Origin of the sequence: Sphingomonas sp. FUKUSWIS1 (genome assembly GCF_000733135.1) — a bacterium.
Taxonomy (GTDB): domain Bacteria; phylum Pseudomonadota; class Alphaproteobacteria; order Sphingomonadales; family Sphingomonadaceae; genus Sphingomonas; species Sphingomonas aerolata.
Genome location: NZ_JPJC01000263.1, coordinates 8,947 through 18,445 on the forward strand (window position 1 = coordinate 8,947; position 9,499 = coordinate 18,445).

At 68.0% G+C, this 9,499-nt stretch carries 12 protein-coding genes and 1 tRNA gene; 5 read left to right on the forward strand and 8 right to left on the reverse strand.

All coding sequences use genetic code 11. The annotated features are described in order from the left end of the window. The first annotated feature begins 87 nt into the window (after positions 1 to 87). A complete protein-coding gene (locus sphsw_RS17235; RefSeq protein WP_031441696.1) occupies positions 88 to 1,179 on the forward strand; it encodes an acyl-CoA dehydrogenase family protein in 1,092 nt (363 codons plus the stop codon). Between the two features lie 177 nt (positions 1,180 to 1,356). Here the strand turns inward: sphsw_RS17235 and sphsw_RS17240 are convergent, their stop codons facing one another. Further along, positions 1,357 to 1,671, reverse strand: coding sequence for a hypothetical protein (locus tag sphsw_RS17240; protein WP_031393859.1), 315 nt, complete (start codon positions 1,669 to 1,671; stop codon positions 1,357 to 1,359). Positions 1,672 to 1,748: 77 nt separating this feature from the next. Continuing rightward, positions 1,749 to 2,867 (reverse strand): fatty acid desaturase family protein, encoded by a 1,119-nt coding sequence (locus sphsw_RS17245; RefSeq protein ID WP_031441697.1) that lies wholly within the window; start codon positions 2,865 to 2,867, stop codon positions 1,749 to 1,751. Positions 2,868 to 3,111: 244 nt separating this feature from the next. Here sphsw_RS17245 and sphsw_RS17250 point away from each other — a divergent pair, with 244 nt between their 5' ends. Both sphsw_RS17250 and sphsw_RS17255 read left to right on the forward strand, forming a co-directional pair. Continuing rightward, the gene (locus sphsw_RS17250) at positions 3,112 to 3,372 is read left to right on the forward strand and encodes a hypothetical protein (protein ID WP_031441698.1); all 261 of its coding nucleotides are present in this window, start codon (positions 3,112 to 3,114) and stop codon (positions 3,370 to 3,372) included. A 97-nt stretch (positions 3,373 to 3,469) separates the two neighbouring features. After that, positions 3,470 to 3,997 carry a hypothetical protein gene (locus tag sphsw_RS17255; protein WP_031441699.1) on the forward strand — a complete coding sequence of 176 codons (528 nt, stop codon included), beginning with the start codon at positions 3,470 to 3,472 and terminating at the stop codon, positions 3,995 to 3,997. A gap of 10 nt (positions 3,998 to 4,007) precedes the next feature. Here the strand turns inward: sphsw_RS17255 and sphsw_RS17260 are convergent, their stop codons facing one another. Further along, a complete protein-coding gene (locus tag sphsw_RS17260) occupies positions 4,008 to 4,283 on the reverse strand; it encodes a hypothetical protein (protein WP_235188453.1) in 276 nt (91 codons plus the stop codon). Between the two features lie 153 nt (positions 4,284 to 4,436). Here sphsw_RS17260 and sphsw_RS17265 point away from each other — a divergent pair, with 153 nt between their 5' ends. Then, positions 4,437 to 5,276 carry a hydroxypyruvate isomerase family protein gene (locus tag sphsw_RS17265; protein WP_031441701.1) on the forward strand — a complete coding sequence of 280 codons (840 nt, stop codon included), beginning with the start codon at positions 4,437 to 4,439 and terminating at the stop codon, positions 5,274 to 5,276. 57 nt (positions 5,277 to 5,333) lie between these two features. Here the strand turns inward: sphsw_RS17265 and sphsw_RS17270 are convergent, their stop codons facing one another. Together sphsw_RS17270 and sphsw_RS17275 are read right to left on the reverse strand one after the other, a co-directional pair. Continuing rightward, entirely contained in the window at positions 5,334 to 6,128 is a 795-nt protein-coding gene (locus sphsw_RS17270; protein ID WP_031441702.1) for a retropepsin-like aspartic protease family protein, read from the reverse strand. Positions 6,129 to 6,272: 144 nt separating this feature from the next. Then, entirely contained in the window at positions 6,273 to 7,277 is a 1,005-nt protein-coding gene (locus tag sphsw_RS17275) for an SDR family oxidoreductase (RefSeq protein WP_031441703.1), read from the reverse strand. A gap of 163 nt (positions 7,278 to 7,440) precedes the next feature. Here sphsw_RS17275 and sphsw_RS17280 point away from each other — a divergent pair, with 163 nt between their 5' ends. Then, on the forward strand, positions 7,441 to 8,145 hold the full coding sequence (locus sphsw_RS17280) for a RibD family protein (RefSeq protein ID WP_031441704.1): 705 nt from the start codon (positions 7,441 to 7,443) through the stop codon (positions 8,143 to 8,145). Between the two features lie 30 nt (positions 8,146 to 8,175). On the opposite strand, the gene sphsw_RS17285 is transcribed toward sphsw_RS17280, so the two are convergent. The 3 genes from sphsw_RS17285 to dapB form a co-directional block, all read right to left on the reverse strand. Beyond that, positions 8,176 to 8,252 (reverse strand) — tRNA-Arg (locus sphsw_RS17285). Positions 8,253 to 8,275: 23 nt separating this feature from the next. Continuing rightward, on the reverse strand, positions 8,276 to 8,965 hold the full coding sequence (nth, locus tag sphsw_RS17290) for an endonuclease III (protein WP_031441705.1): 690 nt from the start codon (positions 8,963 to 8,965) through the stop codon (positions 8,276 to 8,278). A gap of 4 nt (positions 8,966 to 8,969) precedes the next feature. Further along, on the reverse strand, positions 8,970 to 9,499 hold a 530-nt coding region (dapB, locus tag sphsw_RS17295), incomplete at its 5' end, for a 4-hydroxy-tetrahydrodipicolinate reductase (RefSeq protein WP_031441706.1).

Here is a 9,499-nt window from a genome sequence, read left to right on the forward strand (position 1 = left end):
TCAACAACCGCAAGCTGTCGATCTTCGGCGGATCCAACGAGATCCAGAAGAACATCATCTCCAAAGCCATATTGGGTCTCTGAGCATATGAACTTCGAGCATAGCGATGACCGCCGGATGCTGGCCGACACGCTCGTCCGGGCACTCCGCGACGGCTATCCGATCGAGACGCGCAACGCGGGTGCCTATGGCGAGGCGGGCTATGACCCCGCCGTCTGGCAGCAGCTGACCGAACTCGGCATCGTCTCTGCGCTGTTCGACGAGGCCGCGGGTGGATTCGGTGGCAGCGGGTTCGACATCATGGTGGTGTTCGAGGCGCTCGGCCGGGCGCTGGTGGTCGTGCCGTTTCTCGGCGCGCTGATGGCCGGCCGCGCGCTCGCCGCGGCGGGCGGGCACGACGAGGTGCTAGGAAGAATCGTCTCGGGCGAGACGATCGCAGCCTTCGCGCACGAGGATGCACAAGCGCCCGTGACCGCGACGCGCGATGGCGACGGCTGGACGCTCAGCGGCACCAAGGCGGTCGTGCACCAGGCAGGCGCCGCGTCGGTCTTCGTCGTTAGCGTCGAACAGCCGGGCGATCCGCTCGTCCTGCTCGTCCCCGCCGACGCCGCCGGGGTGTCGGTCCGCCGCTACAGCGTCGTCGAGGGTGGCGGCGCGGGCGAGGTGACGTTCGACGGCGTCGCGCTCGGCCCGGACGCCCGGATCGGCACGGACGGGCAGGGGCGTGCGGTCGTCGACGCGGCGATCGAGGCGGGGCTGCTCGCGCTGTCCGCCGAGGCGCTCGGTGCGATGGCGTTCGTCAAGGAGGCGACGCTCGGCTATCTGCGCGACCGCAAGCAGTTCGGCGTGCCGATCGGCAAGTTCCAGGCGCTCCAGCACCGCATGGCGACCGTGCTGCTCGAGATCGAACAGGCGCAGTCCGCCGTGATCAACGCGGCGGCGGCGTTCGACGGCGACGACGCGACTGCGCGCGCGCGGGCGCTGGCGGCGGCGAAATACACGATCGGCCGGACGGGCGCGCTGGTCGCGGAGGAATCGATCCAGCTCCACGGCGGGATCGGCATGACCTGGGAATATGCGGTGTCGCATTATGCCAAGCGGCTGGTGATGATCGACCACCAGCTCGGCGACGAGGACCATCACCTCCAGCGCTATATCGACCTCGCCAAGGCCGCCTGAGGTCCGCTCTCCCGTTCGTGCTGAGTAGAGATCGAGTAGCCCCGAAGGGGCGTATCGAGGGCTCGTATCGAAGCACAGGTTTCATCCGCCAACCTGTCCTTCGATACGCCGCTTCGGCTTCGCTCAGCAGCTACTCGGGACGAACGAGAAGAGGGGGCGACGGCAGGGCGTCCGGCGCTAGCCGCGCCGCGCGATGATGGGCCGCAGGCGGACGCCGAGGCAAATCACCGTCGGCCAGAACATCGTGTTCGCGACATCGACCAGCGTGTCGTCCCAGCGCCACGACCCGTAATTCAGCCGGTCCATGATCTCGTTGAACGCCTCGCCCGCCGCGACCACGGTCCAGGGGATGAAGGTGCCGAACGAACGCCGCGTGATCAGCCGTGCGATCATCAGCAGCGCCATGCCCGCATGGATATGCAGGATGGTGTCGGGAAGGCCGGTGCCGTCGCCGACCCAGTCGATCCACTGATGGTAGAGTTTGGGTAACACGTAGAGCCTCCGCCGCGGGCAGGGTGCTGCCCGGGCGGGGGCTTACCGTGATGCTCGGCGCAGCGATACCGGCGTGATCAGCCGCGCACCGCCTTGCGGCAGGCCTTGACCAGATTGACGATCAGCCCCGACAGCGTCGAGTAATTGGCGTGGTGATAGGAGGACCCGTCACCAAGCTCGCCCGTCAGGCGGCGATGCGCCTCGGGCAGCGCGTGATAGGGCAGCCCCGGCAGCAGATGGTGCAGCGCGTGATAGCGCAGGCCGACCGGCGCCCAGATCTCGGCAAGCAGGCCCGGCGGCGGTACGTTGACGCTGTCGAGATACTGGTCGGTGATGCTCATCGCATCGCCCTCATTCTCCCACAGATGCGCGACCAGCGTGCGGACCTGGTTGAGCACCGCGATCGCCGAGACGATCGCGAGGAAGGTGAGCGAGGCGGCAAGCGGGAACACGCCGGTTGCGGTCAGCACGACGAAGCTGATCGCCCAGACGCTCGCCGCGGTCTCCCAGATCCGCCAGCTGCGCAGCGCGGCGCCCTCGGGCGGCTTGCGGCGAAACTGCGGGTTGATCGCGAGCGCAGAATAGCGCGTGACGACGATCTCGCGCAGCTTGGGCGACAGCAGCGACAGCGGCGCAAGTACGCCGTAGCGCAGGATCAGGCCGATCGGCAGCAGCGCCGACACCAGCACGAAGATCGCGAGCGTCGCCGCCGGCCCGCGGGCGAGCGGCATATATTCGGGATCGCGGTTCGTGCCGTAGCGCGTCTTGGCGTGATGCAGCGTATGGACGCCCTCATACATCAGCGACGGCATCATCACCGGTACGCCGAACAGGATATTCCACCCCGCCGTGAAGCCACGCACGGCGTTCGGCTTCATGTGCGACAGTTCGTGGATGAAGCTGAGCGCCCGGTACAAGGCGAGCACCGCGACGACCGCGCCGAGCAGCTTGGCCCAAAGCGGCGTCGCGACGATCGCCACCGCCATGCCCGCATAGCCGAGACCCGCCGACGCGATCAGGTCGGTCCAGTAGACGATCGGGCGCGCCGCATGCAGGTCGCGCGTCAGCGACGCCGCGGCCTTGATCATCGCGATATCCTCGCGACCCGCCTGCGCCGCCTTGGGGCGTGCGAGCGCGGCCGAGGCCCGCGACAGGGTCGCAGCAAGGGGGTCGGGCGTGACGAATGCGGTTGCCATGATCATACCATTTTCGGGTGACGTATCGTCGTCGATACAGAAGAATTCAGGCTGAAAAATGGTGACGGGACGACCGGAATCAACCACCCAGCCGGGCCGCGACCGACTGCGCGCCGCCGTTGCGACAGACATGCGGGGCCGTGAAGACCCGCCTGCATCGTTGATCTGAATTAGGAACGCTTTGCTGGCGCAATCGTTAGGGCGGTGGTTCCCAACCGGGCTCATTTTCGAGAAAGCGAATTTTATGAAGACATTGATCCTTGGCGCAGCCGCGCTTGCCATGACTGCCCTCCCCGTCGCGGCGAGCGCAGCACCTGTCACCGGCAACGCTGCAAAGTCGCTGTCGGTCGCGTCGTCGGTTCGCACCGGCACCGCCACCAAGCGCTCGAGCAAGATCGCAGCGGACAGCATCGCGCCGCTCGTCATCGGCGTCGGCATGCTCGCGGGCGTCACCTACCTTGTCATCGACAAGGAAAATGACGACGACAACTCGGACAGCAACTGAGTTAAGCGCGGGGGCGGCGGTCGCGCCGCCCCCGCAACCTCTGTCGCCCGGTATCGGGCGATAGACGTTTCAACGCTGCGACGTGTAGGGCTGGGACATGACCCGTATCGTCCGATGCTGCGCCCTGATCGTCCCGTCGCTCGCACTGCCCCTGGCATTGTCGGCGTGCGATCCGCCACGCTGGGCGCGCGGGGGCGCTGATACGGACAGCCGCGACCCGACGGCGCGGCGTGATGCCGATTTCAGGCGCACCGAGACGCAACGAGTCGCGCAGGATATCGCCCGCACCGAAGAGTCCGTCCGCCTCTCGATTGCCGAAAAGCGCATCGAGGCGCTCGAAAAATCGCTCGCGGAGATGCAGACCACGCCCGAGACGGTCGAGATCGACCTGCTCAAGGGCCGTCTCGCGGCCGTCGAAGCCAAGGCCTATGCACTGCAGGATGCCCCGCCATCCGCACCGCCCACGGCCGCCCCGACGCCCACCCCGCGCCGGACGGTAAGCACCGATGCCACGACCACCCGTCGCGACCCGTCACGCCCGCCTTTGCGCCTGCCCCAGCTCGAAGCCGCGCCGCGCCGCGCCACCGAGGCCGAGAAGGCTGCGTTCAACGCCAACCGCCGCTGATACGATTCCCCTATAATCCGGCCTGATCAATCATCGATGCGATCTCGGCCGGCAACGCGGTTTCCGCCTTGGGCAACAGGCGGTTGAGCGCGGTCTGCACGCGTTTGGTCGCGACCTGATAGGCCTTGTGCCGGATCGCGCGCGTCGCGTTCGTCCGCCAGGAGGAACTCTCACCGAGCAGCGCCTCCCATTTGGTCTCCTCGGCCGCCAGGATCGAAAGTGCGAGACGAAGCCCGTCCCGCCGTCCGCGTGCATAATCGTCGGGCATCGCCGGCATCTCCATCATGCGCCCCCGGTCCCTGACAAGCGAGGTTCGCTTTGTACCCGACCACCACGAAATCTTCCCGTGATCAAGGGCTTGGTCGCACGCCATTCGCGGCGTGTGGCGTCGGGGTGCAATACCGCTTGCCGGCAGGGCCGTCTGGCCTAGTGTGCGGGCATGATTACTCGGCGCACCGTCATCGCTTCTTCTCTCGCCTTGTGCGCGACCTCGGCGATCGCCGCAGCGCCCGCGCGGCGTGGCCGGCTGAAGCAGTCCGTCAGCCGCTGGTGCTATCAGGACATGCCGCTCGACGCGCTGTGCGCCGCCGCGGCGCGGATCGGGCTGGACGGCATCGACCTGCTTCAGCCCGCCGAATATGCGGTGCCGCGCCGGCACGGACTGCGTTGCACCATGGGCTATGCCGCCGACATCATGACCATCCCCAATGGCCTGAACCGGCGGGAAAACCACGCGGCGATCGAACGGGCGTTCCGCATCGGTATCCCGCAGGCCGCAAAGGCAGGCGTCCCCAATGTGATCGCCTTTTCGGGCAATCGCCGCGGCCTGTCCGACGCGGAGGGCGCCGACAATGCCGTCGCAGGGCTGAACCGTCTCAAGCGGATCGCCGAGGATCATGATGTGACGATCTGCGTCGAGCTGCTCAACAGCAAGGTCGACCACCCCGATTACATGGCCGACCACACCGCCTGGGGTGTGCGGGTCGCCAAGGAAGTCGCCTCACCCCGCGTGAAGCTGCTCTACGACATCTACCATATGCAGATCATGGAAGGCGACCTGATCGACACGATCCGCAAGAATATCGAGTGGATCGGTCATTTCCATACCGGCGGGGTTCCCGGGCGGCATAATCTCGACGGCACGCAGGAGGTCGACTGGCGGGCAGTGGCGCGCAGCGTCGCCGATCTCAAATTCCAGGGTTATTTCGCGCATGAATTCGTGCCGGTCGGCGATCCCCTGACGGCGCTCGCCCAGGCGGTCCGGACCTGCACGGTGTGACCGGGAGCCGGACGGTCGACGCTTCGTAACTGCCGGAGCCAGCGCGTGGCCCGGGACTCAGCGCATCGCGAGCTGCGTCGTCAGCGCGCGCGGCGTGATCGTCATCACCCCGTCCTCGATCGTGACGCGTCCCAGCCGCGCGATCTCGGGCTGGCCGAGCAGCGTATAGGGCATGCCGCGCTGGCCGATGCGCATCGCCATCCGGCCCAGACTCTGCCCGCCGATCTCGACCGAGGCGACACGCGCGACGCCGAGCCGGGTATAGCCGCCGATGCCGATCGCCGTTTCCTCGCGCTGCACGGCACGGTCGGCCCCTGTCGCGCGCGCGTCTTCCGCCGATAGGATGGTATAGGCCGCGCCGGTGTCGACGATCGCGCGAATGCGGACGCCGTTGACCATCATCGCCGCGACGAAATGCCCGCCCCAGGGATCGCGATTGATCCGCAGGACATGCGGCTGTCCGAAGGTGACCGGCTCGTCGAGGTCGGCGGGGTCGATCTCGATGCGGGGGGCGGGTGGCGGCGCATAGCTCACCGCGGCGACCATCGTCCGCTGCGGCTCGATGCAGGTGACGACGGTGCGCGACAATATGTGCCCCTCGTCGTCCTCGTCGGTCGTCTCGGTCGTGGTGATCACCGCCATGCCCGGCGTCGCCGCGCCGCCGCGCCAGGCGGTGTCGACGATGCGGGTACGACCGTTGATCGTGGTGACGGTGCGCACGGTGTTCGCCGGGACATCCTGGATTTGTCCGCCGATCGCGACGCGGACCTGCGCGGCGGCAGCGGTAGCGGTCAGCGCGGACGCCAGCGCGATCGCGAGTGCCCCTGCGCGGACGGTTGCTCTGATGCCCACGGCAGTCCTCTTTTCCTCATCCACGGACATCCGTCCCGGAGGATCAAAGGAACCCTAGCGGCAGTGTGTTTACAGTTGGTTAGCGCGGCAGGATGCGCTGCGGTCGATGTCCATGGCGCTTGGCGGCGCGGGCGCGGGCCGGGATCAGGGGAAGCCCGCACCGCCATGCGCGCCGACCGCGGTCCCGGTCGAATAGCTTGCCTCGCCGGATGCCAGCGCGACGAACAATATCGCGAGTTCCGACGGCTGCCCCGCGCGGCCGAGCGGCGTGTCCTGGCCGAATTCGTGCATCTTGCCCGGCAGCTGCCCGCCCGCGACCTGAAGCGGTGTCCAGATCGGGCCGGGCGACACGGCGTTGACGCGGATGCCCTTCTTGGCGAGCTGCTTGGCCATGCCGCGCGTCAGATTCTGGATCGCCGCCTTGGTCGAGGCATAATCGATCAGGTCGTCATTCGGATCATAGGCGTTCTGCGAGATCGTGTTGATGATCACCGAACCCGGCGGCATCGCGGGGATCGCAGCCTTCGAAAAGCGGAAGACGTGGAACACGTTGGTCTCGTAGGTGCGCACGAACTGTTCGTCGCTGATCTCCATGATGTCCGCCTTGGACTGCTGATAGGCGGCGTTGTTGACCAGGATATCGAGACCGCCGAGCTGCGCGATCGCTTTTTTGACCGTGTCCTCGCACGCCTTTTGCGTGCGGATGTCGGCGGGCAGCAGCACCGCCTTGCGACCCGCCTGCCGGATCAGGTCGGCGACCTCGCGCGCGTCCGGCTCCTCGCTGGGATAATAGTTGATCGCGACGTCCGCGCCCTCGCGCGCAAAGGCGATCGCGGCGGCGCGCCCGATCCCGCTGTCGCCACCCGTGAGCAGCGCCTTGCGACCGACCAGCTTGCCGCTGCCGCGATAGCTCTGCTCGCCATGATCGGGGCGGGGGGTCATCTTGCTTGCGAGCGCGGGCCAAGCCTGGCGCTGCTCGGGAAAGGGGGTGCGGGTGTACGCATTGCGCGGGTCGCGCAGGCTGGGGGCGGGCCCGGTGGCGGAGGCCCCGGTCGATTGCACCCGCGCCATGCCCGGCGCGGCCGCCGCCGCAAGGCCGATGGCGGCACTGCCCAGGATGCTGCGGCGGGAGGTTTCACCGTTGCTCATGATCGGATCCTTGTCGGTGGGTCGGGGTCGCCGGCGGGCTGGTCTCTGCTCGACGAACCGCGGCGCGGACCGTTCCATCGGCGCGGTCATCCGGCCCGATACCGCGGAAACCGCGGATGCCGAGCGGCGTTCATCCCCGATCTGCACCCGCGAGTATCCCACCATGAGCGACCGCCCCCGCATCATCTGCCTCATGACCGCCTCGGTCGATGGTGGCCTGCATCCCAGCCGCTACACCGACAGCCCGGATGGCACCGCCAAGGCGTGGACACGCGCCTATGAGTCGTTGCACGAGCGCCTCGACGCCGATGGCTGGATCGTCGGACGCGTCACCATGGCGGAGATGGCGAAGGGAGAGCCGCGTGCGTCGACGACGGCGGACGCGCCCGCGCGACCGTCGCTGTTCCAGGCGCGCGATGCCACGTCCTTCGCGATCACGCTCGATCGCGCCGGCAAGATCCGCTTCGCCGGGCCCGACATCGGCGGCGACCCTGTCGTCGTGCTGCTCGGACGCAGTGTAAGCGACGCCCATCTCGCGGAGCTCGCCGCCAATGGCGTGTCCTACCTCGTGTCGGACAGCGACGAGATCGACCTCGCCGGTGCGCTCACAACGTTGCGCCGCGAACTCGGCATCGAAACATTGCTGCTCGAAGGCGGCGCCGGCATCAACGGCTCGTTCCTCGCTGCCGGTCTGGTCGACGAACTCAACCTCGTCATCGCACCCGCACTCGACGGCGGCACCGATGCGGAGCGGATCGTCGCGGCGGGCGACGGCCTGAAGGGCAAGGTGAGGCTGTCACTGCTCGGATGCGAACAACTGGCCGCCGGGGCGGTCAATTTGCGGTACCGGGTGGAGGCGGTCGGCTAAGCGCAGTCGGCGTACATGGCGGAACGGAATTGGTGCACCCGACTGGATTCGAACCAGTGGCCTCTGCCTTCGGAGGGCAGCGCTCTATCCAGCTGAGCTACGGGTGCCTGAGGCGTGCGCGTAGCAAAGCCTAGTCGGGTGCGCCAGCCATTTTCTTGGCCGCGCCGATCTTGGCGGCGACCTTGGGCGGCGGGGTCTTGGGCTTGAACGCGCACAGGTCCGCGACGAGGCAGCGCCAGCATTCGGGGGTGCGCGCTTTGCAGACATAGCGGCCGTGCAGGATCAGCCAGTGATGCGCGTGGAGGCGGAAGGGCTGGGGGGTGGCCGCGTCGAGCTTCAGCTCGACCGCGAGCGGGGTCTTGCCGCGCGCGAGGCCGGTGCGGTTGCCGACGCGGAAGATGTGCGTGTCGACCGCGAAGGTCTCCGCGCCGAACGCGACGTTGAGCACGACATTGGCGGTCTTGCGGCCGACGCCGGGCAGGCGTTCGAGCGCGGCGCGGTCGTTCGGGACGACGCCGTCATGCTCGTCGACGAGCATCTGCGACAGCGCGATGACGTTCTTGGCCTTGGTGTTGTACAGGCCGATCGTCTTGATGTGCTCCTTCAGCGCGTCGAGCCCGAGCGCGAGCATCGCCTGCGGCGTGTCGGCGATGCGGAACAGCGCGCGCGTCGCCTTGTTGACGCCGATGTCGGTCGCCTGTGCGGACAAGGCGACCGCGACGACGAGCGTGTAGGGATTGACGAATTCGAGCTCGGTCTCGGGATGCGGATCGGCCTCGGCGAGCCGCGCATAGAAGTCGACGACGTCGGCCTTCTTCACTGGCTCACAGCCCCAGCACGTCGCCCATCCGGTAGCGGCCGGCGGGCTGGTCGGCGAGCCAGAGCGCCGCGCGCACCGCACCGCGTGCGAAGATGCTGCGATCGTCGCCGCGGTGGTTGAGCTCGATCCGCTCGCCTTCGCCCGCGAAGATCACGCTGTGGTCGCCGATCACCGACCCGCCGCGCAGCGACGCGAAACCGATCGTCCCCTCGCTGCGTGCGCCGACCAGCCCGGCGCGGCTGTCGACGCGCAGTTCTGCAAGCGTCGAATCGCGCCCGCGCGCGGCGGCCTCGCCGAGCAGCAGCGCGGTGCCCGACGGCGCGTCGACCTTGTGCCGGTGATGCATCTCGACGATCTCGACGTCCCAGTCGGGGCCGAGCCGCGCCGCGGCCTCGCGTACCAGGATGCCGAGCAGCGTGACGCCGAGCGAGGTGTTGCCGGTCTGGAGGATCGCGATGTCGGCAGCCGCCGCGTCGATCAGCGACTGGTGCTGCGGGGTCAGGCCGGTCGTGCCGATGACGAGCGCGGTGCCCG

What these genes read in the sequence shown, in the direction of transcription:
- sphsw_RS17275 (WP_031441703.1), bottom strand. Translation starts at nt 7,277, where the DNA reads ATGAGCAACGGTGAAACCTCCCGCCGCAGCATCCTGGGCAGTGCCGCC.
- sphsw_RS17235 (WP_031441696.1), top strand. Translation starts at nt 88, where the DNA reads ATGAACTTCGAGCATAGCGATGACCGCCGGATGCTGGCCGACACGCTC.
- sphsw_RS17255 (WP_031441699.1), top strand. Translation starts at nt 3,470, where the DNA reads ATGACCCGTATCGTCCGATGCTGCGCCCTGATCGTCCCGTCGCTCGCA.
- sphsw_RS17280 (WP_031441704.1), top strand. Translation starts at nt 7,441, where the DNA reads ATGAGCGACCGCCCCCGCATCATCTGCCTCATGACCGCCTCGGTCGAT.
- sphsw_RS17260 (WP_235188453.1), bottom strand. Translation starts at nt 4,283, where the DNA reads ATGATGGAGATGCCGGCGATGCCCGACGATTATGCACGCGGACGGCGG.
- sphsw_RS17245 (WP_031441697.1), bottom strand. Translation starts at nt 2,867, where the DNA reads ATGGCAACCGCATTCGTCACGCCCGACCCCCTTGCTGCGACCCTGTCG.
- sphsw_RS17250 (WP_031441698.1), top strand. Translation starts at nt 3,112, where the DNA reads ATGAAGACATTGATCCTTGGCGCAGCCGCGCTTGCCATGACTGCCCTC.
- sphsw_RS17265 (WP_031441701.1), top strand. Translation starts at nt 4,437, where the DNA reads ATGATTACTCGGCGCACCGTCATCGCTTCTTCTCTCGCCTTGTGCGCG.